Annotated in this window: 23 protein-coding genes; 6 read left to right on the forward strand and 17 right to left on the reverse strand. The window is 63.8% G+C overall.

Features of this window, described 5'->3' with window-relative positions; genetic code table 11:
* Nucleotides 1–2: 2 nt before the first annotated feature.
* The 7 genes from siaC to FH061_RS00595 form a co-directional block, all read right to left on the reverse strand.
* A complete protein-coding gene (gene siaC, locus FH061_RS00565; RefSeq protein ID WP_151631935.1) occupies nucleotides 3–383 on the reverse strand; it encodes a biofilm regulation phosphoprotein SiaC in 381 nt (126 codons plus the stop codon).
* An 18-nt stretch (nucleotides 384–401) separates the two neighbouring features.
* On the reverse strand, nucleotides 402–941 hold the full coding sequence (gene siaB / locus FH061_RS00570) for a biofilm regulation protein kinase SiaB (protein WP_151631937.1): 540 nt from the start codon (nucleotides 939–941) through the stop codon (nucleotides 402–404).
* A gap of 21 nt (nucleotides 942–962) precedes the next feature.
* Entirely contained in the window at nucleotides 963–2,972 is a 2,010-nt protein-coding gene (siaA, locus tag FH061_RS00575; protein ID WP_151631939.1) for a biofilm regulation protein phosphatase SiaA, read from the reverse strand.
* Between the two features lie 115 nt (nucleotides 2,973–3,087).
* On the reverse strand, nucleotides 3,088–3,414 hold the full coding sequence (locus tag FH061_RS00580; protein WP_151631941.1) for an AzlD domain-containing protein: 327 nt from the start codon (nucleotides 3,412–3,414) through the stop codon (nucleotides 3,088–3,090).
* Nucleotides 3,411–4,154, reverse strand: coding sequence for an AzlC family ABC transporter permease (locus tag FH061_RS00585; protein ID WP_151631943.1), 744 nt, complete (start codon nucleotides 4,152–4,154; stop codon nucleotides 3,411–3,413). The genes FH061_RS00580 and FH061_RS00585 overlap by 4 nt, the downstream gene beginning before the upstream one ends.
* Nucleotides 4,155–4,623: 469 nt before the next feature.
* Entirely contained in the window at nucleotides 4,624–5,193 is a 570-nt protein-coding gene (locus tag FH061_RS00590; RefSeq protein WP_151631945.1) for a hypothetical protein, read from the reverse strand.
* A 209-nt stretch (nucleotides 5,194–5,402) separates the two neighbouring features.
* Nucleotides 5,403–6,296, reverse strand: a complete 894-nt coding sequence (locus FH061_RS00595; RefSeq protein WP_151631947.1) for a LysR family transcriptional regulator — start codon at nucleotides 6,294–6,296, stop codon at nucleotides 5,403–5,405.
* A gap of 74 nt (nucleotides 6,297–6,370) precedes the next feature.
* On the opposite strand from FH061_RS00595, the gene FH061_RS00600 reads away from it, so the two are divergent.
* The 3 genes from FH061_RS00600 to FH061_RS00610 are packed head-to-tail and all read left to right on the forward strand — an operon-like array spanning nucleotide 6,371 to nucleotide 8,246.
* Nucleotides 6,371–6,796 (forward strand): DoxX family protein, encoded by a 426-nt coding sequence (locus FH061_RS00600; RefSeq protein ID WP_151631949.1) that lies wholly within the window; start codon nucleotides 6,371–6,373, stop codon nucleotides 6,794–6,796.
* Between the two features lie 51 nt (nucleotides 6,797–6,847).
* On the forward strand, nucleotides 6,848–7,456 hold the full coding sequence (gstA, locus tag FH061_RS00605; RefSeq protein WP_151631951.1) for a glutathione transferase GstA: 609 nt from the start codon (nucleotides 6,848–6,850) through the stop codon (nucleotides 7,454–7,456).
* Nucleotides 7,457–7,514: 58 nt separating this feature from the next.
* The gene (locus FH061_RS00610) at nucleotides 7,515–8,246 is read left to right on the forward strand and encodes a glutathione S-transferase family protein (RefSeq protein ID WP_151631953.1); all 732 of its coding nucleotides are present in this window, start codon (nucleotides 7,515–7,517) and stop codon (nucleotides 8,244–8,246) included.
* Here the strand turns inward: FH061_RS00610 and FH061_RS00615 are convergent.
* From FH061_RS00615 to FH061_RS00635, 5 genes are all read right to left on the reverse strand, one after another.
* Nucleotides 8,228–8,818 (reverse strand): DNA-3-methyladenine glycosylase I, encoded by a 591-nt coding sequence (locus tag FH061_RS00615; RefSeq protein WP_151631955.1) that lies wholly within the window; start codon nucleotides 8,816–8,818, stop codon nucleotides 8,228–8,230. The genes FH061_RS00610 and FH061_RS00615 overlap by 19 nt on opposite strands.
* Nucleotides 8,819–8,849: 31 nt before the next feature.
* On the reverse strand, nucleotides 8,850–9,812 hold the full coding sequence (locus tag FH061_RS00620; protein WP_225984423.1) for an NAD(P)H-hydrate dehydratase: 963 nt from the start codon (nucleotides 9,810–9,812) through the stop codon (nucleotides 8,850–8,852).
* 7 nt (nucleotides 9,813–9,819) lie between these two features.
* Nucleotides 9,820–10,590 carry a histidine phosphatase family protein gene (locus FH061_RS00625; RefSeq protein ID WP_151631957.1) on the reverse strand — a complete coding sequence of 257 codons (771 nt, stop codon included), beginning with the start codon at nucleotides 10,588–10,590 and terminating at the stop codon, nucleotides 9,820–9,822.
* Nucleotides 10,591–10,711: 121 nt separating this feature from the next.
* Nucleotides 10,712–11,962, reverse strand: a complete 1,251-nt coding sequence (locus FH061_RS00630) for an Hsp70 family protein (protein ID WP_151631959.1) — start codon at nucleotides 11,960–11,962, stop codon at nucleotides 10,712–10,714.
* A 42-nt stretch (nucleotides 11,963–12,004) separates the two neighbouring features.
* Entirely contained in the window at nucleotides 12,005–13,264 is a 1,260-nt protein-coding gene (locus FH061_RS00635) for a dienelactone hydrolase family protein (RefSeq protein ID WP_151631961.1), read from the reverse strand.
* Nucleotides 13,265–13,610: 346 nt separating this feature from the next.
* On the opposite strand from FH061_RS00635, the gene FH061_RS00640 reads away from it, so the two are divergent.
* Complete coding sequence (locus tag FH061_RS00640; RefSeq protein WP_151631963.1) at nucleotides 13,611–13,862, forward strand: DUF6139 family protein; 252 nt, start codon at nucleotides 13,611–13,613, stop codon at nucleotides 13,860–13,862.
* Between the two features lie 258 nt (nucleotides 13,863–14,120).
* On the opposite strand, the gene FH061_RS00645 is transcribed toward FH061_RS00640, so the two are convergent.
* Nucleotides 14,121–14,981, reverse strand: coding sequence for a DUF429 domain-containing protein (locus FH061_RS00645; RefSeq protein WP_225984424.1), 861 nt, complete (start codon nucleotides 14,979–14,981; stop codon nucleotides 14,121–14,123).
* An 88-nt stretch (nucleotides 14,982–15,069) separates the two neighbouring features.
* On the opposite strand from FH061_RS00645, the gene cls reads away from it, so the two are divergent.
* Both cls and FH061_RS00655 read left to right on the forward strand, forming a co-directional pair.
* Nucleotides 15,070–16,500, forward strand: coding sequence for a cardiolipin synthase (gene cls / locus FH061_RS00650; RefSeq protein WP_151631965.1), 1,431 nt, complete (start codon nucleotides 15,070–15,072; stop codon nucleotides 16,498–16,500).
* 199 nt (nucleotides 16,501–16,699) lie between these two features.
* Nucleotides 16,700–18,103: a PQQ-dependent sugar dehydrogenase gene (locus FH061_RS00655; RefSeq protein WP_192804835.1), complete on the forward strand. Its 1,404-nt coding sequence runs from the start codon at nucleotides 16,700–16,702 to the stop codon at nucleotides 18,101–18,103.
* 104 nt (nucleotides 18,104–18,207) lie between these two features.
* On the opposite strand, the gene FH061_RS00660 is transcribed toward FH061_RS00655, so the two are convergent.
* From FH061_RS00660 to FH061_RS00675, 4 genes are all read right to left on the reverse strand, one after another.
* A complete protein-coding gene (locus FH061_RS00660) occupies nucleotides 18,208–18,789 on the reverse strand; it encodes a CHRD domain-containing protein (RefSeq protein ID WP_151631969.1) in 582 nt (193 codons plus the stop codon).
* A 156-nt stretch (nucleotides 18,790–18,945) separates the two neighbouring features.
* Complete coding sequence (gene pcaC / locus FH061_RS00665) at nucleotides 18,946–19,380, reverse strand: 4-carboxymuconolactone decarboxylase (protein WP_151631971.1); 435 nt, start codon at nucleotides 19,378–19,380, stop codon at nucleotides 18,946–18,948.
* 69 nt (nucleotides 19,381–19,449) lie between these two features.
* Nucleotides 19,450–20,757 (reverse strand): family 1 glycosylhydrolase, encoded by a 1,308-nt coding sequence (locus FH061_RS00670; RefSeq protein ID WP_225984425.1) that lies wholly within the window; start codon nucleotides 20,755–20,757, stop codon nucleotides 19,450–19,452.
* A 61-nt stretch (nucleotides 20,758–20,818) separates the two neighbouring features.
* The gene (locus FH061_RS00675; RefSeq protein ID WP_225984426.1) at nucleotides 20,819–22,057 is read right to left on the reverse strand and encodes an MFS transporter; all 1,239 of its coding nucleotides are present in this window, start codon (nucleotides 22,055–22,057) and stop codon (nucleotides 20,819–20,821) included.
* Nucleotides 22,058–22,072: the final 15 nt, after the last annotated feature.

Consider the following 22,072-nt stretch of genomic DNA (forward strand, 5'->3'; position numbering starts at 1 on the left):
GCTCAACCTGCCTGGCTGCTGATCATGAAGGGAAAGCTGCAGTCTTCCCTGAACTCCTCCGCCAGTTCGGCCACGCGTTCATTCTGTTCGTCGTAATACCAGTTGACCGCCACGTCGCGCCTTGCGCGGTGCGCCTCCTCGAGCATGTCGAAAATGTCCATCATGGCCTTGACGCTGCTGGTGTTCAGATAAAGCAGATGCAGGTTGAGGACGAGCTTGCGGTCGCCGGCGGCGAAGTAATTGTCTATCCACTGCATCACCGGAGAAAACAGCTCGTAGGAATTCTCGGGATAGGAGTCGCCGCGCATTTCAATGAGGCCGGCCTGGGCATCGGCGGAAATGGAGGGCGTTGACTGGGTACCGTCTATGTGCAGATTATTCATTCCTGTTCCTTACCGGGGTTACATGACGACGCGCAGGCTGAAGAAGGCGCGGCCATCTTCCAGCGTCTGCAGCGAGCAGGAGAGCGGTTCGCTGGCCTTGCGCGCCAGATCGATCAGGCCGAGCCCGGCGCCGCTGGTGCTGCCATCCTCGCGCGGCTTGCGCAGCTGCTCCTTGTAGCGCGCCTTGAGTTCGGTCTTGTCGAGCGCGGCGAGCTGCTGCACGCACCCGGTCAGGCCGGCGCCGTCGGCGCTGTCGACGATATTGCCGGCCAGGACCACGTAGCGCCCTTCGGCATCCCGCGCGATGACCACGGTGGCCGATGCCTCATTGTCGGCCCAGCCCTTGCGCGCCGCATAATGGCGGATGTTCTGCGTCATCTCGATATAGGCGCCGAAGACATCCATGGCCGACGATGGCGTGGCGTTTTCGAGCTTCATGTAGTTGCGCAGCGCATTGCCGATCTCTTCGATCAGGCTTCTGGTCAAAGGACCGTTGAAGCAGAGCATGATGCGCTGCTGGTTGTAGGTTTGCTGCAATGAGAACAAGTCGATCAGCATGGAATATCCGTAACGTCAGTATCAGTTGAATCGAAAACAGACCACCGTGATGTCGTCGCGCTGGGCATGGTCGCCCTGATAGGCGGCCAGTGTGGAGGCAAACGCTTCGCCCTGCTCTGCCAGCGGCCGGCGGGCATGCCGGCGCAGCATGTCGATGAAGCGCGCATTGCCGAAACCGAAGCCCTTGTCGCCGCCGGCCTGGTCGAGGAAGCCGTCGGTGGTGAGATAGAAGGTGCGCGCCGGCAGCAGGTCGACCGTCTGGTTCGCATAGTCGCCCCGCTGGCGGTCGCCGAGCGAACGGCGGCCGCCTTTGGCGCAGTTCACCTCGCCGCTTTCGTCGCTTTCGCCGCCCTCGCTCCAGTAGAGCGAAATCTTGGCGCCGGCGAAGGTCGCGCGGCGGCTTGCGAAATCGACATGCACCAGTCCGGCATCCATGATGGTGGCGATGTCGCGCTGGCCGCCGCGGGCATTGAGCATGGAGCGCACCACTTCGTCGGTGCGGGTCAGTATGGCGGCGGGATCATGGGCTCCGGCCTCGTCGACCGCCTTGTCCACGGCGGCGCGCGCCAGCATGGTCATGAAGGCGCCCGGCACGCCATGGCCGGCGCAGTCGACGACGCCGATCAGGCAACCGCCTTCAACCTCGCGGTAGACATAGAAGTCGCCGCCGACCACATCGCGCGGACGCCACAGCACGAAATGATTGTCGCCCAGCGCGGCGGCCAGTTCACGGTCCGGCAGGATGGCGCGCTGGATCAGGCTGGCGTAGGAGATCGAGTCGCTGATCTTCTTGTGGGCCACGCTCATGTCGCGGTTGGCCTGCACCAGTTCCCGCGTTCTTTCACGCACGGTGTCTTCCAGTTCCTCGGTATGGCGGCGCACCTTGCCGGCCATGGCGGCGAAGGCGGCGGTCAGTTCGCCGATCTCGTCATTGCGGGCCGGCGGCAGGGCCAGCGCGTAATTGCCGGCGGCCATTTCCCGCGCCGACTGCTTGAGCTTGAGCAGCGGCGCCAGCACCAGCCGGTTCATCGCGTACACGAAGCCGGCCATCACCATGCCCACCAGCAGGAATACCGCCAGCGCGATCCATGTCGGCAGGCTGGTATCGATCACTTCGGCGGCATCGAGGTCGACCGCGGTCAGCACATGCCATTTGAGTTCCGGAATATAGGACGCGGCCAGCAGCTGCTTCTTGCCATGCAGCGTGGCGAAGAAGGGCTCGGTGGTGCCGGGATGGCGGGCGGCGCTATCGAGCGCGGCGCGGGCGCGTGCCGCATCGCCCTTGTGCTCGAGCAGGCCGAACAGGGATTTGCCGCGCGCATCCACGCCGGCGCCGGAATTGAAGGCGATGTGCCGGTTGTCGGGATGCGCCTGGATGGCGCCGTTGACATCGACGATCATCGGCGTCACGCCGCGCTCGGAGGTGGCGATGAAGTCGCGCAGGAAGTCCGACAGGTCGAGGCCGGTGCCGCACAGGCCGAGCTTGCGCTCGCCGTCGCGCACCAGCACGTTGAACCATACCTTGGTCAGGCCGAGCTTGGGGTCGGGGTCGACATTGATGTTGAACGGCGCATCGCTCTTGAGCGAATTGAAGAACCAGATGTCATGCGGATCATCGGGCTTGATCGAATAGCGCGGCTCGCCGTTGGTCGGGGTCTTGGTATCGGAAAAGTAATAGTGATATGACAAGGCGGAAGCGAGGAAGAACGACTTGTCGTCGAAGTCGTTGCGGAAGCTTTCCGCTTCCTGCAGCGCCATGGCCTTCTTTTGCGGATCGTTCTCGTCCTTGAGCCACTGCTGGATCGACTGCGAGCGCGCCAGCCGCAGCGACAGCGCCAGCTCGCGGGCCACCGGCGCGAGGATGCGCTCCCGGTTCAGGAGCGTGAAGTTGCGCGTAAACGCCGCACCGAGATGCGAGCGGATGGATTCCACCGCCTGCCAGCCCGCCACGCCGGCCAGCAGCAGTACCAGCATGCAGGTGCCGAACAACGCGAGAACGGATTTGCCGCGCAGTCCGAGAGCGCCTGTCATGTCATCTCCGGTGGAAAAATAATGATTATGGGAAATTCTGACAGCCATCGCGTTGCACTGCAATGTCAAATGGCTATATCCGACCAGGCTGGTACGGCATTTTTGCCGCGACTTGTCAGTTTGGCAGCACCATCCATTGCCAGCCGAAGAACACCAGGAGGGCAATCATGATGGTCAGCAGCTGGCGGCGGGTGGCCGCGCAGACCAGGATGGCGACGATGGCGGCAACCAGCTGCGGATTGCGCCAGCTCAGCTCCAGCCCCTCGCCGCGCGGCGCCAGCACCATCGGCACGATGATGGCGGTGAGCACGGTGACCGGCACGAAGCCCAGCGCCTGCTGCAGCCACGGCGGAAAGGCCACGCGTCCGCCGAGCACGAAGATGGTGGCCTTGATGGCCACCGTGACGGCGGCCATGCCGAGAATCATCAGCGTGTAATTCATGCGGCGTCCTCCTTTGCCTGGCGCTTGGCCTGCCGGCTGAAACCCGCATGACGGCGCGACATGAGCATGCCGACCGCGACGCCGATCAGCACCGCCGACATCAGGCCCAGCTTGTACGGCAGGTCGCGCAGCAGGAAGGCGAAGGCGCCCGCCGCCAGCGCCGCGGCCAGATGCGGCAGCCGGCCCAGCTGCGGCACGACGATGGCAATGAAGGTGGCCACCATCGCGAAATCCAGGCCGAGCGACTGCAGCTGCGGAAACACCGAACCGAAGGACAGCCCGACCAAGGTCCATGCCTGCCAGTTGCCATACATCGCGATGCAGGAGCCGAGGAAATACCAGTGGCCGAGCGGCGCCTGCGGATGGCGGCTGTAATAGCCGTTCATCACGGCGAAGGTTTCGTCGGTCAGGAAGAAACCGAGCGTCCAGCGCCAGCGCGCCGGCAGATGGGCGACATGCGGCAGCAGCGTGGCCGCATACAGCATGTGGCGCAGGTTGACGATGAAGGTGGTCAGCCAGATCACCAGCATGCCGGCATGGCCGGCGACCAGGCCGGTGGCGATGAACTGGCTGGAGCCGGCATAGACGCTGAGCGACATCAGCTGCCCCTGCCAGGCGGCGAGCGGGCCGGCCGTGACCAGCGTGCCGAAAATGATGCCGAACGGCGCGGCGCCGACCAGCATGGGCAGCGTATCGCGGGCGCCGGCGGCGAAACTGGAAAAACGGGTGGAATGCGGCATGAAAAATCCTTTCAACCGCGCATGGTAAACCGGGAAGGCGGCGGCGACTTGTACGAACTTGCGGCGATGCCGCGGCAGTCGACCGCGTTACAAGATCACATCTTTTCCTGCCCGGCTGCGTTGCATTCGATAGTCCCGCCCTGGGCTGGGCCTGCGACATGGCTTGCCGGGCAGGAAATCCGCCGATCCCATGCGTAATGAATCACCTGGAATCGGTACGTGCCTTCCATCGGCCGCCATTGTCCCTTGGCTGCCCGGAAACGAACCTGGAAAAAAATGGAGTGAAGACAAGATGTCTCCACTCCAAACCTCAGGAGACACTGAGGAGAGACTGCATGTGCGCCGCCGCGAGTTGCGGCGACGGCGCGCACGCGATACCAATGCGGCTGCCAATGCAACCACGGGCAGCAATGTATCAGTCCTCAGGCCGGAGAAAATCTTGAAAGTCGCGCCATCCTGCTAAGAAGATTCAGCGCGGCTGCGCGGGCGCGCCTTCGCTCCTGGCCGCCCCTTCCGCCGGGGCGGCGGCTTCGTTCTGCTTGCGCTGCGCCTCGGCAGCCATGGCGAATACCGAGGAGCAGGCCGCTTTCAGTTCCTGCTCGAGCATCGGCGCAAACATGGTTTTCTTCTTCGACTTGGCAAGACGGGCGGACGGCGGCAGCAGGTAGTCGCCCTTCGGGTTTTCCAGCCGGGTCCATTGCAGCGTATTGCCGGCCTTCTTCAGTTCAGCCGGCACGCGCACCGGCGAACGGCCGCTGACCACGGTGATGCGGGCGGCGGCATCGCTGATGTCGCCGGTCAGCGAAGGAGCCGCCCCTTCATCGATGCGCTCCGCGCCGGCGGTGGAAAACAGGTGGGAGCCGCACAGCTTGCCGCCCTGCTGATGCAGTTCGAGCACGAAACTGGAACATTTGCCGCTGTCGCGCTGCACGTCCGGAGGACACAGCGAAGCGACCCAGACGCCGCTGATATCTTCCTCCGCGGCATGGGCGCAGGGAAGCAGCGCAAGGACGGCAAGCGATGCGAAAAGAAACCTCATCTGAAATCTCCCGGAACGGATCTGTCACATCCTCCAGATGTACCAGAGCGCGGCGCCTTGCCCTTGAGAGGCCGCAACGGCAAAGGGCAGCCGCACTGAGCTTGCGCAGCAAACATGCCCGAATGCATGCATGGCGAAAAACGGTGCCCGACACCTGCAGGCCATGTCGGCCCGGACTATTCACGCTCTGCAGGTGATGCGGCGGCCGGTCATGGCAGCACCAGGTTTTCCTTCAGAAAGTCGAACAGCAGCTTCACCCGCTGCAGATGGCGCACATCCGGATGCGCCAGCATCCACAAGTCGGTTTCCAGTTCCGGCACCGGCCCTTCGAGCATGCGCACCGCCGGATTGTCCCTGAGCAGGAACAGCGGCGCCACGCCGGCGCCGATGCCCCAGACCACGCTGCCCGCGATCGACAGCACGCTGTTGCAGCGATAGCGCGGCACCACCTTGGGCAGGCGCTGGCGCCGCCACTTGACCGAAGGATGCTCGGCCAGCGATTCATCGAGTGCGATCCAGTCCAGCCGTTCCAGGGGAGGCGTGTCATCGAAACGCCGCAGATAGCTTTCCGCGGCGAAGACGCCGGACTGCATCGTGCCGAGACGGCTGCCCACGAGATGCTCGGGCGGCTTGCGCGTGGCGCGGATGGCGACATCCGCATCGCGCTGGCTCAGGTTGGCGAGCGTATTGGTGGCGATCAGTTCCAGGTCGATGCCCGGATAGGCGGCGGTGAAGCGCGACAGCAGCGGCAGCAGCAAGCCGTTGAGAACAGTGTCGGTGGTGGTGATGCGCAATACGCCGGACGGCGCCCCGCCGCTCTTCGATGCCGCATCCCGCGCCTCCTGCAGCTGCGACTCGATGCGCTCGGCATAGGCGGCGAGTTCGCGTCCCAGTTCGGTGGGCAGGTAGCCGTTGCGGCTGCGGTCGAACAGCAGTTCGCCCAGGTCCTTTTCCAATCGCTTGATCGAGCGGAATACCGTGGAGGTATCCACCTTCAGCCGCTCGGCCGCGCCGCCGAGCGAGCGCCCGCGCACGAGCGCCAGCACAAGCTCGAGGTCGGCATGGCTGAGCGGGGTTTGCGTTTTTGCATAGATCGGTTTCATGAATGCCTATTTTCCTTGTGTCGGTGCACACGTACATTAACACCACCGCAACCCGACCAGAAAGGAAATTCATCATGATCGACCAACGTCTCGCCCCCTATGCCGCCACCCTGCTGCGCCTCTCGCTCGGCACCATGTGGATCACGCATGCCCTGCTCAAGCTGCTGGTATTCACCATCGCCGGTTTCGAAGCCTTCCTTGCCAGCCACGGCATGCCGGCCTTCATCGCCTGGCCGGTGGTGTTGCTCGAACTTGCCGGCGGCGCGCTGATCCTGCTCGGCTGGCATGGCCGCATCGCCTCGCTCCTGCTGCTGCCGGTCATGGCCGGCGCGATGGCCGCGCATATCGGCAACGGCTGGGTCTTCAGCAATGCCAACGGCGGCTGGGAATATCCGCTGTTCCTGATCGCGATGTCGGTGGTGCACGGCTTGCTGGGCGACGGCGCCTTCGCATTGCGCCCGGCCGCGACGGCCCTGCCCGTGCGGCTGCGGACCGCCTGACATCCTCCCGACGCCTCACCCATTTGCCAACCCGCTCTGAAAGGATCTGCCATGAAACTCTATTACAACCCCGGCGTCTGCTCGCTTGCCCCGCACATCGCCCTGCGCGAAGCCGGCCTCGGCTTCAGCCTGGAAAAGGTCGATCCGGCCGCCGGCCGCACCGCAAGCGGACAGGACTACCTCGCCGTCAATCCGAACGGCTATGTGCCGGCGCTGGAGATCGAGCCCGGCCTGGTGCTGACCGAAGGCCCGGCCATCATGCAGTACATCGCCGACCGCGCGCCGGAAGCGGGATTAGCGCCGGCCAACGGCACGATGGAAAGGTACAAGCTGCAGTCCTGGCTCAATTTCATCACCTCGGAAATCCATAAAGGCTTTTCACCCCTGTTCAAGCCGGGCATGCCGGCCGAGGCCAAGACCCAGTTCAAGGAACTGCTCGGCAAGCGCTTCGATTACGTCGCCCAGCACCTGTCGACGCAGGATCATCTGCTCGACAGCGGCTTCTCGGTGGCCGATGCCTATCTGTTCGTCACCACCGGCTGGTGCGGCTTCGTCGGTATCGAACTGGAAAGATGGCCGGCGCTGGTCGCCTTCCGCAAGCGCATCCAGGCCAGGCCGGCGGTGCAGGCGGCGATGCGGGCCGAGGGCCTGATCAAGTAATTCAAGCATGCCGTGCGGCGGCGCATGCCGCCCTCATCCACCACCGGAGAATCTTGCCATGACCACCACTTCCCATCCTCCCCTGACTCTCATCAGCCACAAGCTCTGCCCTTACGTCCAGCGCGCCGTCATCGCGCTCAAGGAAAAGCAGGTGGATTACCAGCGCATCGACATCGATCTGAACGCCAAGCCGAAATGGTTTCTCGCCCTGTCTCCCCTCGGCAAGACGCCGGTGCTGCGCGTCGGCCATGATGTGGTCTTCGAATCGGCCGTGATCTGCGAATACCTGGAAGACACCGTCGGCCCGGCGCTGCATCCGCAAGATGCGCTGCAGCGCGCCAGGCACCGCGCCTGGATCGAGTTCGCATCGGCCACCCTGAATGCGATCTGGAGCTTCTATACCGCGCAGGACAATACTGCCTACGAGGCGGCAGCCGCCGTGCTGGCCGACCGCTTCCGCCAGCTGGAGAAGGCTGTCGGCGACGGCCCGCATTTTTCCGGCGAGCGCTTCAGCCTGGTGGATGCGGCCTTCGCGCCGGTGTTCCGCTACTTCGACGTGTTTGATGCCGTCAGCGGCATCGACTTCTTCGCCGATGCGCCGAAGCTGCGCGCGTGGCGGGCGGCGCTGGCGCAGCGGCCTTCGGTGCGCTCGGCGGTGACGGAGGAGTATGCATCGCTGCTCGCCGAATTCGTGATCCGCCAGGGCGGCGTGCTCGGCAGGCGCCTGCTGGCGGCGGCGCCCGCGGTGCGGCTCAAGTCCTCCCTGTCGGCTTACTCGGCGGCGGCGTGAGGATGCAGGAAGCAGCCGGCCGCATGGTCGTTGACCAGGCCGGTCGCCTGCATGTAGGCATAGATGATGGTGGAGCCGACGAACTTGAAGCCGCGTTTCGACAGGTCTTTCGAGATGCGGTCCGACAGCGGGGTCTTGGCTGGCGTGTCGCCCTTGCCGGTCCAGGCATTCAGGATCGGCTTGCCGTCGACATAGGCCCACAGATAGGGCGCGAGGCCGCCGGCCTCGTCGCGCAGCCGCAGGTAGGCCTGGGCATTGGTGATGGCGGCGGCGACCTTCAGGCGGTTGCGGATGATGCCGGGATTGGCCAGCAGTTCGGCCACCTTGGCGTCGTCATAGCGGGCGATCTTTTCCGCGTCCCAGCCGTCGAAGGCGATGCGGTAGTTGTCGCGCTTGTTGAGCACGGTTTCCCAGCTCAGGCCGGCCTGCGCGCCTTCCAGGTTGAGCATCTCGAACAGGCGGCGCTCGTCATGGCAGGGCACGCCCCATTCCTCGTCGTGATAGGCGAGATAGCGCGGATTGGCCCAGGAACAGCGTTGGATGGCGGCGGCATCGGCGTCGTGAACGGACATGGGCGGCAGGAAGAATGGCGAAAAGCCGATTCTACTGCGGCCGCAAGCGGTGCATCAACGCCGGAATCTCATCGAGGATTTCGCGCGCCAGGTAGCCGAGCGGACCATGCCGCTGGCACAGCCTTTCGCCGGCGCGCGCATGCAATGCCACGCCCCAGGCGCAGGCCTGTTCCAGCGGCGCGCCGCGCGCCATCAGGCCGGTGACGATGCCGGCGAGCGTGTCGCCGGAACCGGAGGTGGCGAGACCGACGTTGCCGCCTTCATGCCGCCAGAGCCGGCCGTCGGGCGCCGCGATATGCGTGACCGCGCCCTTGAGCGCGATCACCGCATTCCAGCGCCGTGCCGCCTGCAATGCGGCGCCGACCGGATCGGCCTGCACTTCCTCCTTGTCGGCGCCGCTCAGATGCGCCATCTCGCCGGCATGCGGCGTCAGCAGCACCGGAACATCGAAGCGGCTGATGCGGGCCGGCTGATCATTGCCCATGTCGTCGGCCTTGCCGTGGCCCTTGCCGTGGCCGCCCGCCTGGCGCACCACGCTCATCGCGCTCGCATCCAGCAGCAGCGGCCTGCCGTCCAGATGCGGCAACAGGCCGGCGACAAAATCGCAGATCGCATCCTCGTTCTGCATGCCGGGTCCGATCAGCAAGGCGCCGTAGCGCCCGATGATGCCGCCGATCTTGTCCATTGCCGCCGCGCCGGCGAGGTCGCCGGACCGGGTCTCCGGCAGGCCGATCACGCGCGCTTCGGGAATCGCCTGCGCCAGCAGGGGCGCGACGCTGTCCACGGTGGCGATCGCCAGCTTGCCGGCGCCGGCGCGCAGCACGCCGATGCCGGCCAGGATTGCCGCCCCAGCAATTTCCCGGGAGCCGGCGATGACCAGCACCTTGCCGCGCTCTTCCTTGTCGCCCTCCACGCCGGGCATGGGCAGCGGCCACTGCCGCAGCAGCGCATCATCCACCAGCACGGGCTCGGGCCGCGATGTGTCGTTCATCATGTCTCCGTCAGGATTTCGGGGCCGCCGGCACATCCGGCTCGGCGGTGATAGGCGCGCCGGCTTCCCGCAGCGGCGCCACAAAGTTGATCAGGCGCGGCACCAGCTTGCCATTCTTGCCGCGCGAGGGATCGAATTCATAGGAAGTGACGGAACAGTTCGGCACGTCGGCGGCGCGGTCGATTTCCAGTATCTGGCGCTCGTCCATCCGTTCGAACAGGTAGCGGAAGCAGTTGACGATGACCTGGTGGCCGACGATCAGCACACGCTCGCCGCGGTATTCGCGGCTGATGGTGTCGAGCACGTTGCGCAGGCGCAGGATGACGTCGCACCAGCTTTCGCCGCCGGGCGGGCGGAAATAGAACTTGCCGACATGGGCGCGCTGCTCGTGCAGCTCCGGATACTTCTGCACGATGCCGAACTTGGTCAGCCGGTCGAGAATGCCGAATTCCTTTTCACGCAGCCGTTCGTCGGCATTGAAGGTGATGTCGTCGATGGCGATGCCGGCCGATTGCAGCACGATCTCGGCGGTGCGGCGTGCCCGCACATAGGATGAAGACAGGACAACGGTGGGACGCTGCTCCGCAGGCAGCTGGCCGAACCAGTGGCCAAGGGCATCGGCCTGCTGCTCGCCCAGTGCCGACAGCGGCGTGTCGATGTCGCGGGTGGCGATATCGATCAGGGGCAGGCCCGCGGCCTCGGCTTCATCGCGCGCGACATTGCCGGCGCTCTGCCCGTGTCGGACGATCCAGATTGTCTGCGGCCATTTCTGTTCCGGCATCTTGCTTTCCTTTCAGTGAAAGGAAAGACAAGCACACTTGCGCGAAGTTTCGCGCCGCTATCGGCAAGCGGAGCAGCGCTGGCGCTGCATCAATGCCGGCCGAATCTGCCGGCGGGATTTTTCAGCCGAATTTTCGAACGGCATCGAGCGCAAGCCCGGCGCCGATGCTGCCGAACAGATCGCCTTCGACGCGCCTCGCGTTCGGCAGCAGCGCGGAAATGTTCTGGCGCAGCAACTGCACGCCGCTGGAGCCGCCGGTGAAGAAGACGGTGTCGATGCGCTCCGCATTGATGCCGGCATCGCGCAGCAGTCCGCCCAGCGTCTTGCCCACGCTGTCGACCAGATGCCCGATGGCCGCATCGAAGCTGGCCCGATGCACCACCAGGTTGAGATCGGCGGCGAGGCGGTCGAGATGCAGCGAAGTGCGATCCGCACCCGACAAGGCGATCTTGCCCTCCTCCATCTTCAGCGCCAGCCAGTGGCCGTCGCGCTGTTCGATCAGCTTCAGCAGGCGTGCCAGCTTGTCGCGTTCGCGCGCATCGCGATAGACATCCTGCAACTCGCGCCACACTTTTTGCGTATAGGCAAAATTGATGGTGTGCCAGGTCGCGAGGTTGAAGTAATAGCTCGACGGCACTTCATTGTTGTTGCTCATGCGCGTGCCGAGGCCGAGCAGCGGCATCGCGCAGGACAGGTTCAGGTATTTGTCGAAATCGGTGCCGCCCACGTGCACGCCGGCGGTCGCGAGAATGTCATCGCGGCGGTCGCTGCCGCTGGCGCGCTGCGGCGACAGGCGCACCAGGGAGAAGTCGGAGGTGCCGCCGCCGATGTCGACGATGAGCACCAGTTCTTCCCGTGACAGACTGGACTCGTAATCGAAGGCGGCGGCAATCGGCTCATACTGGAAGGCAATGTCGCGATAGCCGACGCTGTGTCCGATCTCGCGCAGGGTGTCTTCCGCAAGCCGGTCGGCCTTGGCGTCGTCATCGATGAAGTGCACCGGCCGGCCGAAGACGGCTTGGGTGAAGCTCCTGCCCGCCGCCTGTTCGGCGCGCGATTTCAGTTCGCGCAGGAATTGGCCGAGCAATTCGCGGAAAGACAGCGCGCGGCCGAGCACTTCGGTCTGGCTGTCGATCAGGCTGGTGCCGAGCAGACTCTTGAGCGAACGCATCAGGCGGCCTTCATAGCCGGCAAGATAATCGGTCAGCGCGGCGCGGCCGAAGCTGACCGCATTGTCTTCGGCATTGAAGAAAACGACCGAGGGGAGAGTGGGCTTGCCATCTTCCAGCGCCAGCAGCGCGGGCTGGCCTGGACGATGGAAGCCAACGGTGGAGTTGGATGTGCCGAAGTCGACACCGCAAGCATTGGTCATGATGGCCGGCCCTCAAAAAAAGCCGACCATCATACGCCACAATCAGGGGCCGGTGATGGCCGAAGTGGTGACCGGAGCCGGTGCCGCCGCGGTTGCCGTGGAAGCGGCAATTCCCTGTTCATCAGACCATACGACACGGTCGTCCACCGCATACAGGCGGCAGGGCTGGCTGCTGTTTTTCTGGCAATCGGCCAGCGCCTGCGCCGCCGGATCGTCGCCGTCCTCGGCCCAGCTCCAGGCGCCGGTCGGCGATACGGCAAAGGCGCGCGGAAGCGACTTGCTCAGGAAAGTCCGGTATTGCTCGCGCGCACTGCCGCGCAGATACGGAATGGCTTCCACGTTGTCGATCGTTGCAAACTCGGTCTTCGGAAACTTGTATTCCTCATTGATGGCATACAAGGTGTCGGTGGGCATGCCGACTTCCCTGAGGAATTTTTCCGTTTCCGGCCACCAGATCTTGACGCCGTCGCGGCTGCCGCTCATGCCGTGCGCATCGCGCTTGAACGCACCATAGGCAATCAGCCTGGCGCGGCCACCGGCCTGCACATAGGCATCGCGCAGGCGCGCCGCCAGCGCCGGGCCGAAGTGGTTGTCGTTCTCGCCATAAAACCACAGGCTGGGCAGCGTGGTCCTGGCGCCATAGCTGGCGAATGCCTGCACCAGCGACTGTTCCCAGCGGCAGTCGCCGCCGTGCATCTTCAGTCCGCCGGCGAAATTGATCAGGCCTTTCACGCCCGGCGAGGCATGCGTGCCGAAGGCCAGCGCGGTCAGGCCGCCGTAGGACTGACCGGCCACCACGATATTGTCATTGTCGGCCCAGCCCTGCGTGCGCAGATAGGCCAGCGTGCTGTCGAGATCTTCCGCCTGCAGCTGGCCGTGGGCGGTCATGTTGCAGCCGGGATCGGCATAGTCGCCGCTGGACTTCGAAAAGCCCTTGCGCATCGGAATTACGACGGCATAGCCGCGCTTGACGAACTCGCGGCTGATGACCAGGAAACGGTCGCGGTTCTGGTTGCGCGGATTGCCGAGGGCCTTGCCGTGATTCATGATCAGCAAGGGAAAGGGGCCGTTGCCGAGGGGTTTGAAAATCGTTGTTTCGAGTTCCACCGTCCTGCCGCCGGAAGCTGCCGGCACCATCACGACCTGTTCGTTGAGGGTCGTGTCGAGGATGACTGCCTGAGCTGTGGACGAAAACGCAAGAAGGCTGGTAGCGAGAGTGAGTGTGGCGAAAACCGTGGAGCGGAATGCGGAGAAAAACCGGGTCTTCTTCTCGGCGCGCTTCTTAAATAGTAGGTCAGGCATAAATCCATACACATCGAAGGGCAAACACACCGGCTCGTCATGCGAACCGCCGAATCCGCTGCACCCCATTGATGGGATGCAACGTTGCCCATTCTAAATACGGACTTTCCAACGTTCAATATTCGTTTATGCAACTCTGAAACATTTATTTACGCAAGTTTTTCAGAACGATAACTATTGTCTTACCTCGACTACGCTTGATCGATATCAAAAGGACAGCGACGCCAGGAACAAGACTGCATGTGATGCCGGAACAAAAACCGGCAGCGGGTTCTTGCGGCAACGCGCAACCTTTTGCCATGCCATAAGGTCAATAGCAAACACCCGTTTTTAAAAGGATGTCACCATGAAAGTTGATGTGTACAAACGCCCCGAACAGGAAGGCAAGTATTCCTACCTCGCCGTACCAGAAGGACGCCCCATTCCGGATGAGGCCACCAATATCGATTGGGAAAGCGCCGAGACCAACGTCGATCTCGACGATGCCGGAAATGAACCGCTGCATGGCATCAGCGCAGAGGATGCCTATCAACAGATCAGCGCAAAGGGATACGCCATTTCCAGTGTCAACAAGGTAAGGATCGGGCCCAGCGTCTGATGCGCATCTGAACCCTCCGCCGCATCGCGGGCGTCATGCCCGGACTGTCTCTCCATGATGCGGCATCCGCATTGCCGAAGCCGCAACGGCAAGGCAATGCGACCACGCGGGATCCACCTCGCATGCCGGCGACCTGTCGCCGGCATGCGATACCGGCGATACGGCAATACCAACAATACGGCGATACCATCGCATCCCGCCTGCATTCTCCCGACATTCCCCGAACACTGCCGTCGCGTTCGATCGCATCGACGATGCTCAGGCGATGCCCTCATGCATCGCGCCGGCAGTCCATCCCTCCACCGGATCGAGCTGCAGCGGCAGGCCGTAATTGGGTCGCTGCACCGCCCATGCCGCCGCCACTGCGCACAGCACCGCGTCCAGCCAGTCGGCCGTACCGTCTTCGATGAGTTCGCGCCGCAGCGCCTTCTTCATCACAACGCGCACGCCGAGCGGATGGGTGCCGTCCTCCAGCGCGGCCACGATGCGTTCGCGCGCCGCGCGCCGCTCCGGCGTCTGCTTGGCGCGTTCGTCGCTTTTGTAGGAGGCGCGGGTGACGGCGCGAGCGACGAGGCCGGGATAGGCTTCCAATGCAATGCGCCGCGGGTCGCCCGCATGCAGGCCGAACACCGTCACGCCGGCATCCAGCAGCCGGCGCGTGCCTTCATGAAACATGTAGGCCACCGGCGGATTCACCCATTTCATCGAAGGACTGGAACCGGCAGGCCCGTCGGTGACGCGATGCGCGAACTTGTTGCCCACCGGCCGCGCATCGCAGAAAGCCTTGAAGGTGGTCCGCAATTCGGCGCGCTCCAGCGTGGCGCAATGCGTCACCAGTTCGGCCCAGGTCTGCGGCCAGCCAAGATGCTCGACCAGTTCACGCGACAGCCCGAAAGGAAAATCGAAGCCGCCTACCCAGGGCCCCGGCTGCGCCAGCCAGTCCTCATAGGAAGCCCAGCCGGCATGGCTGTCGACGCGCGCAATGCGCAGCACCGCGCCGTCGGCCTCGCCGACAGCCACCGTGATCGGTTTGGCGCGCCGCGGCGCCGAGGTGAAATCCACTCCAACAATTTGCATGCCGGCCAGTTTAACGAAAAACAAGTCATGTGAGGGTTGCATGAATTATCCGGCGGCAAAGCGACTCCAAAGAATCAACAGGCCGCATGGCGCCCCGAACCAGAAGCAATAACAAAGAAAGAAGAATTGGATGCGCATACCAGGTGCATCGCCGCTGCCGCTGATTGCCCGGCTCAGGAGCGCCGGAGCGCTGCTTTGCCTCCTTGTTCTTGCCGGCTGCGCAAGCCTGCCGGATGTCCGTTACCTGAGCAACCGCGACCTGGTCGGCAAGGCCGAGCCGACCATTGTCAGCGCCAATGGAAAATTGCCGGACAAGCGCAAGCAGGCCCTGCTCGACGACCTGGCGGCGAAGGCAGGCGACACCGATGTGTTGTCCAAGCATGCGGCGGCCGAGGAAGCCATCAGCGGACAGCCGCTGGTGGCCGGCAACAAGGTCGCGCTGCTCGATGACGGACCCGCCACCATGCGCGCGATGATCAACGCGATCCGCGACGCGCGCGACCATGTCAATCTCGAAACCTATATCTTCGAAGCCGACGAGATCGGCCGCGGACTCGCCGATCTCCTGATCGCCAAGCAGTCGGCCGGCGTGCGCGTCAATCTGATCTATGACAGCGTGGGCAGCCTCAATACGCCGCGTGAATTTTTCGACCGCATGCGTGCCGCCGGCATCGGCGTGGTCGAATTCAATCCGGTCAACCCGCTCGAAGCCAAACGCGGCTGGGACGTCAACCAGCGAGATCACCGCAAGCTGCTGGTGGTCGACGGCCGCATTGCGTTCACCGGCGGCGTCAATATCAGCAAGGTCTACGGCAAGAGTTCCTTCCTCAAGAGCCGGCGCGACGAACCGCCGCCGAAAGACGCCAACGATGCGGCATGGCGCGATACCCATATGCAGATCGAGGGGCCGGTGGTCGCCGATTTCCAGAAGATGTTCCTCGATACCTGGCAGCGCCAGACCGGCCAGGCGCCGCGGGAGGCGAAATATTTTCCGCCGCTCAAGCCGGTGGGCAAGTCGCTGGTGCGTGCCATCGGCAGCACGCCGGACCGGGCCGACTTCGCGGTGTACAAGACGTATATCTCGGCGCTCGCCCACGCCGACAAGTATGCGCATCTGACCACCGCGTACTTCGTGCCGGATCGCCAGATCATCGATGCCATGGTCGACGCCGCACGGCGCGGCGTCGATGTGCGCATCATTTTCCCCAGCTTCACCGACGTCGGTATCCTGCTGTATGCGGGACGCTCGTACTACGATGAACTGCTCAGCGCCGGCATCCGCGTGTATGAACGCAAGACGGCCATGCTGCATGCAAAAACGGCAGTCATCGACGGCGTCTGGTCAACCATAGGATCGACCAATCTCGACATGCGCAGCTTCCTGCACAACGATGAAATCAATGCCGTGATCCTGAGCACGGAATTCGCCGACCGCATGGAAGCCCTGTTCCAGCGCGACCTGCAGGAGTCCACTGAAATCATGCTTGAACAGTGGCGCAAGCGCGGCCTGAGGGAACGCATGCGCGAGATGGGAACACGCCTGCTGGAATACTGGCTGTAGAGCGCTTCGAAGGCGCCGGCAAGTTGATCTTCCAGCTTCGGCTTTTCCCCCCTCTTTCTCTTCCTTCATTTCCATGTTTCCCCGCTACATTGTTCTGCGCCAACTTGCGGCTCGCAATACATGCCTTGATGTATCAGCGTTGAACCAACGTATCGAATTGTTATCCATCGAGCAGTGGAATTATTAATGAAAGCGCAATATGAGATTTTCGATGGAACGGCCGGCACAGCGTGCTTGCGCACGTGTGCTGACAATCATGCTGGGCGGAGCATTTCTCGGTAGTTGTGGAGGCGGCGGAAGCGGGGGAGCGACAGCCGCCTCACCCGTGACTCCAAGCGCTGCGCCGGCGGCGCAGCAGGCGGCTGCGGCATCGGTGGTGCTGCCGCTGGAAGTGCCCGCCGCCCTGGCGCAGGAACCCTTCAACACCGCCAGGAACCTGGTGGTTCCCCCCGGCTTCGGCGTGCGCGTCTGGGCCCGGGTGAACAAGGCGCGTTTCATGGCGCTGGCGCCCAATGGCGACGTGCTGGTGTCGGTGCCGAGCGAAGGCAAGATCGTCCTGCTGCGCGAGCGCGCGGGCGATACGCCGCAGGCCTTCGACTATGCAACCGGCTTGCGCGGTCCGCACGACATGGTGTTCCACGCCATCAACGGCGTCACTTACCTGTATGTGGCCGAAACCAACCGCGTGACACGCTCGGTTTATCAGCCCAACGAAACCGCGACCGGCGCGCGCGAAACCGTGGTCGCCGATCTGCCCGACAGCTCGCTGGCCGAACTGGGCGGCACCTACGGACATGAACTGAAGAATATTGCCCTGTCGCCGGACCACAAGCTCTATGTCTCGGTCGCTTCCGCCTGCAATGCCTGCGCCGAGGATACGGTCAGCGATCCGGTGCGCGGCGCAATCTACCAGTATTCGGCCGACGGCAAAGAGCGCGGACTGTATGCGCGGGGACTGCGCAATGCCGAGGGACTGGACTTCATCCCCGGCACCAACATACTGTGGGTCACCGTCAATAACCGCGATGAGATAAAAGTGGCGGTGAACGGGGATGTCGACGGCGATGGCACCAACGACTATGGCAAGACCTTGCCCGCCTATGTCGATGAATATCCGCCCGAATTGTTTACGTCGGTGCGCAACGGCGGAGACTACGGCTGGCCGTTCTGCAATTCCGCGCCGAACGCCACCATGAGCAATCTGGACGTCATGGCCGACTTCGATCTCAACCGCGATGGCACCGCTCTCAACTGCGCCGCCGTGGACCGTTCCGCGAAAGGCATACGGGCTCACTCCGCGCCTCTGGGATTCAGCTTCCTGCAGGCGAGCGCGGCGCCCGCCGCCTATCGCTCCGGTGCCGCGGTGGCGCAGCACGGCTGCTGGAACTGCACCAGCCTGAGCGCCGGCTACAAGGTGTCCTACTTTCCCTTCGATGCGGCAGGCAACGCCGGCGCCGAATATGATCTCGTCACCGGCTTCGTGACCGACCCGGCGGCGCGCACGGTATGGGGACGCCCGGTCGACGTGATTCCCGATGCCCGGGGCAACCTGCTGATCTCGGACGATTACGCGAACGCAATCTATCAGCTGTATCCGCGTTGACCTGCACGCCTTGCCGCTCTCCGCTCCATCGCGATGCGGCAAGGCCCTTCGCTGACGTAAGCTGTCGAAAGCCGATGCAAGCCGCTGGAAGCCGCTGGAAGCTCTTAGAAGCCGACAGTAAGACCGACGCCGCTGAAGCCCCAGCCGTCTTCCGCTTCTTCGATATCGCGCAGTTGCCGCAATTGCTCTTCCGCCAGCGGCGACTGCTGCCGCACCCGGACCAGCGTCTCCACCTGCTCGAAGGACGGAAAATAATCCAGCAGCTGTCCGCGAATCTCGCCGGCCGGCGCGGCGGGGCTATGCACGTCGATGTAGAAATCGCCGTCCCACAGGGCATCGATCTGCGGCCGGGTGAGCGGAATGCTGAGCGTCCAGAGCGTGGTGCCCGGCACATTGGAGAAGCCGAACGACGGCGGGGCGACCGTGCCGACGCGGCCGATATGCAAGTGCGCCTCGGTGGCGGCGACACCGTTGACGACGACCGTCGCCAGCAGCGTCATGCGGTCGAGATCCACCGTGGCCACGGCGCTGCCGAAACCATTGCTGGCAACCGGAGGCACCACTTCGCGCCCGCTGAGCACGGTGCTGAATGCGACATACGGACTGTCGTCGTGGCCTCCTCCGCAGGCGGTGAGCAGCAGGGAGAGGAAGCCGATGTAAAAACTGCGCACGAAGGAATTTTTCACCGCCGTCTCCTGTCAGGTTGATCGTTCATTCTCCCTGTGCGGCAGAGCGGGCGACGCCATCGCCGCTGCGTTGATTATGATTGCAGGCGATGTTCATGCAGGGATCATGCCTGCATGAACATCGCGCCTGAGCGCGGCAGTCTCAGGCTTTCAGTCTCAGGCTTTCGATTCCTGTGTCCGGGCCGGCTTCCAGTCGGCCACCACTTCCTGCGCAATGCGGAAGGCATCCACCGCCAGCGGCACGCCGCAATAGACGGCGGCATGCAGCAGCACTTCGCGCAGCTCCTCCGGCGTGGCGCCATTGTTGAGCGCGCCGCGCAAGTGTCCTTTCAGCTCTTGGGAGCGGCCGAGCGCGGTCAGCATCGAGACCGTGATCAGGCTGCGGGTTTTCATGTCCAGGCCGTCGCGGCACCAGACCGTACCCCAGGCATTGCGCGTGATGAATTCCTGCAGCGGCATGCTGAAGTCGTCGGCCTTGTTAAAGGCCCGTTCGACATACTCCTCGCCCATCACCTGCTTGCGCTTCTGCAAGCCGCTGTCGTATTGCCGATCGTGCCGGTCGTGCTGGTCGTGCTGGTCGTGCTGATCCATGCCCGAGTCCCCGTCCGTTTGAAAGAGACGATGATATAAAGACCGGAATGCGCCCCACTCTCGCGCTCCTTACTCGGTATTGTCGGGCGCGGCGGTTTCATGCCGCGTCTGGTAGGCATGGGCGCGCTGCCGCCTTGCCCATTCCTGGTCCGCTTCGCTGGGCATGACAACCGGCACCTGCAGGCATACGCTCTGCGTCGGCAGCACCTGCCGCCAGTCGTGGATCAGCTTGGCATAGGCCACGCCGACCGGGCGGATGTTGCGGTCGAGGTCGTACAGGCCGAGCGCATTCGGATGTCCATTGTTTTCGCGCAGCGCGGTATCCCAGTCGACCTGGTCGGTCAGCGAATACCAGGTGAAGCCGACGATCGGCACGCCGTCGTTGCGCACCCGCAAGACATTCGCCCATTGCTTGCGCAGCCAGAACACCGCCTCGTCGCCGTTCGGCCCCTGCACCAGGTTGGTTTCCGTATGCATCACCGGAAGGCGATAGCGGTCGTAATACTGGCCGGTGATCACCGAATAGCCGAAGATCTCGCCGGAGGCCCGCATGCTGCCGTCTTCCATCACCAGGTGCTCATTGGTCATGTAATAGTCATTGCCCATGATGCAGTGGTGCTTGAGATTGTTGCGCATGAAGAAGCGGTACTCGTCGCGGGTCATGCCGTTGTCCATCAGGTACTCGTACATTTCCGAATCGACGCGCCGGCCGTAGTTGAGATCGAGCGACAGGAAGCGGCGCGCATTGGCCAGCTCCGCCGGGCGGATCGCGCGCGGATTCTCGGCATGGAAGTATTCCGACGACTCGCTCTGCACGAACAAGGCGTCCGGCCGCACCTTCAGGATGGCGTTCATCGCCAGCACATTGGCCTTGACCAGGTGCTTGAGCGCGGTAACGAAGGCGCGGTCGCTCGTCTGCTGCTCGTTCCACCAGCCGTACAGCCCGGAGAACACGGCGCAGATGAACATTTCATTGACCGGCGTGTACAGCTGGATCCATGGAAAGCGCTGGGCGAATGCCTGCGCGTAGGCGGCGAAGAGCTGCGGAAAATCCGGATTCTGGAAATTGCCGATCCAGTCCGGCACGCCGAAGTGGCAGAGGTCGACGATCGGGATGAGATCGCGCTCCTTGAGATCGCGGAAAGTTTCATCGGCGAACGACCAGTCGTAGCGTTCCGGGCCGAGCAGCGCGGAATGCAGCGGCGGCCCGTAGCGAAGGAAATGGATGCCGAGTTCCTGGACCAGGGCGAAGTCGGTGCGCCAGTGATGATAATGGCCGCACTTGTCCATTTCATCCATGCGCAGCCGGCCGCCGTCGATCGTGGGAGCGCTGTTCTCGATCCCCGTGGCGAAGATGAATCCGGGTGACATCATCATGCCTCCTTGCGTGTGGCCGGTAGACCGCGGCCGGGCGCATGAAGTTTCGGACGGGAAGTTTCTATCGGACCGCGCCGGCGCGCACGGCCGACAGAAAACAGCCGAGCGACAGCACGGACACCGCCAGCAGGATGCCGAGCAGCCATTCCGGTGCCGGATCGTAAGCGACCAGGGATGCCGCCGCCAGCGGTCCTGCCGCCTTGGAGATGAGCGAGGGCCCGGCCAGCGCGCCGGAAATGGCGCCATAGTTTTCGCGGCCGAACAGCACCTGCGGCACGATGCCGCGCACGATCGTCAGCACGCCGTTGCTCATGCCGTACAGCATGCAGAATGCGGCAACGGCAAGCGGCCGGGTTCCCATGAAGAGGAGCGCCAGCAAAGCCAGCGGCAGCACCGCGAAGGTGGCAATGCCCACCGCCTGCGGCTTGACCTTGCTTGCGAATGCCATTTCGGCGATGCGCCCGGCGACCTGCATCGGACCGATCAGCGCCGCCACCAGCACCGCGGTGCCGGCGGAGTGGCCGAAGCGCTGCAGCAGCGGAATCAGGTGAACCGACAGCGCGGAAAAAATGAAGAGGTTGGCCGAGAAAGCCAGCGCCAGTTTCCAGAACACCGGTTCGCGCAGCGCTTCCCGCAGCGTGAAGCTGCGCGCCTGCCGCGCGTCCCCGCTGGCGTCGGCATGCGCGGCGCCAGCCTGCTTCCTTGCTCCGGCCGCTGCGAGCATGGCATGCATCGGCAGGCACAGCAGCACATGGATTGCGGCATAGAGCAGCAGCGTGTCGCGCCAGCCGATTGCGGTATTGAGCTTGAGCGTCAGGGGCCAGAACACGGTGCTCGCGAGGCCGCCGAACAGGGTCAGCACCGAGATGCCCTTGCGCGCGCCGCGCAGGAACTCCCGGTTGATGGTGGCGAAGGCGGCTTCGTACAGGGTCATTGCCATGGCGATGCCGGTCACGGTCCAGGCGCCGATATACATCGCAGGCGAATTGCTGCAGGCGATACCCGCCATGCCGATGCCCGCCAGCAGGGAGCCGATCGACATCACGGCGCGTCCGCCGGCACGGTCGATCAGCATGCCCGCCGGCGTCGCCGCCAGTCCCGCCACCAGGAGGCTCCAGGAGAAGGCGCCGAACACGACAGGCGTGGAAAGACCGAGATCGCGCTGGATATCATTGGCGACGACGGCGAATGCGTAGTACAGCGAGCCCCACGACACGATCTGGGTAAAGGCGAGCAGGTAGACGATCTTCCAGGGATCCTTGCTTTCCTTGCTCGGCATGTCGGCGCTCGGGTTGGACATTACCGCAGTGTAATC

It is taken from the genome of Noviherbaspirillum aerium, from assembly GCF_008929045.1.
Classification (GTDB): Bacteria; Pseudomonadota; Gammaproteobacteria; order Burkholderiales; family Burkholderiaceae_D; genus Noviherbaspirillum; species Noviherbaspirillum aerium.

Coding starts and splice junctions, on each gene's coding strand:
- FH061_RS00645 (WP_225984424.1), bottom strand. CDS start 14,981: ATGCAACCCTCACATGACTTGTTTTTCGTTAAACTGGCCGGCATGCAA.
- FH061_RS00580 (WP_151631941.1), bottom strand. CDS start 3,414: ATGAATTACACGCTGATGATTCTCGGCATGGCCGCCGTCACGGTGGCC.
- FH061_RS00620 (WP_225984423.1), bottom strand. CDS start 9,812: ATGATGAACGACACATCGCGGCCCGAGCCCGTGCTGGTGGATGATGCG.
- siaC (WP_151631935.1), bottom strand. CDS start 383: ATGAATAATCTGCACATAGACGGTACCCAGTCAACGCCCTCCATTTCC.
- siaA (WP_151631939.1), bottom strand. CDS start 2,972: ATGACAGGCGCTCTCGGACTGCGCGGCAAATCCGTTCTCGCGTTGTTC.
- FH061_RS00625 (WP_151631957.1), bottom strand. CDS start 10,590: ATGCCGGAACAGAAATGGCCGCAGACAATCTGGATCGTCCGACACGGG.
- FH061_RS00615 (WP_151631955.1), bottom strand. CDS start 8,818: ATGTCCGTTCACGACGCCGATGCCGCCGCCATCCAACGCTGTTCCTGG.
- siaB (WP_151631937.1), bottom strand. CDS start 941: ATGCTGATCGACTTGTTCTCATTGCAGCAAACCTACAACCAGCAGCGC.
- FH061_RS00600 (WP_151631949.1), top strand. CDS start 6,371: ATGATCGACCAACGTCTCGCCCCCTATGCCGCCACCCTGCTGCGCCTC.
- FH061_RS00585 (WP_151631943.1), bottom strand. CDS start 4,154: ATGCCGCATTCCACCCGTTTTTCCAGTTTCGCCGCCGGCGCCCGCGAT.
- FH061_RS00675 (WP_225984426.1), bottom strand. CDS start 22,057: ATGTCCAACCCGAGCGCCGACATGCCGAGCAAGGAAAGCAAGGATCCC.
- FH061_RS00590 (WP_151631945.1), bottom strand. CDS start 5,193: ATGAGGTTTCTTTTCGCATCGCTTGCCGTCCTTGCGCTGCTTCCCTGC.
- cls (WP_151631965.1), top strand. CDS start 15,070: ATGCGCATACCAGGTGCATCGCCGCTGCCGCTGATTGCCCGGCTCAGG.
- FH061_RS00610 (WP_151631953.1), top strand. CDS start 7,515: ATGACCACCACTTCCCATCCTCCCCTGACTCTCATCAGCCACAAGCTC.
- FH061_RS00595 (WP_151631947.1), bottom strand. CDS start 6,296: ATGAAACCGATCTATGCAAAAACGCAAACCCCGCTCAGCCATGCCGAC.
- gstA (WP_151631951.1), top strand. CDS start 6,848: ATGAAACTCTATTACAACCCCGGCGTCTGCTCGCTTGCCCCGCACATC.
- FH061_RS00640 (WP_151631963.1), top strand. CDS start 13,611: ATGAAAGTTGATGTGTACAAACGCCCCGAACAGGAAGGCAAGTATTCC.
- pcaC (WP_151631971.1), bottom strand. CDS start 19,380: ATGGATCAGCACGACCAGCACGACCAGCACGACCGGCACGATCGGCAA.
- FH061_RS00670 (WP_225984425.1), bottom strand. CDS start 20,757: ATGATGATGTCACCCGGATTCATCTTCGCCACGGGGATCGAGAACAGC.
- FH061_RS00655 (WP_192804835.1), top strand. CDS start 16,700: ATGAGATTTTCGATGGAACGGCCGGCACAGCGTGCTTGCGCACGTGTG.
- FH061_RS00635 (WP_151631961.1), bottom strand. CDS start 13,264: ATGCCTGACCTACTATTTAAGAAGCGCGCCGAGAAGAAGACCCGGTTT.
- FH061_RS00630 (WP_151631959.1), bottom strand. CDS start 11,962: ATGACCAATGCTTGCGGTGTCGACTTCGGCACATCCAACTCCACCGTT.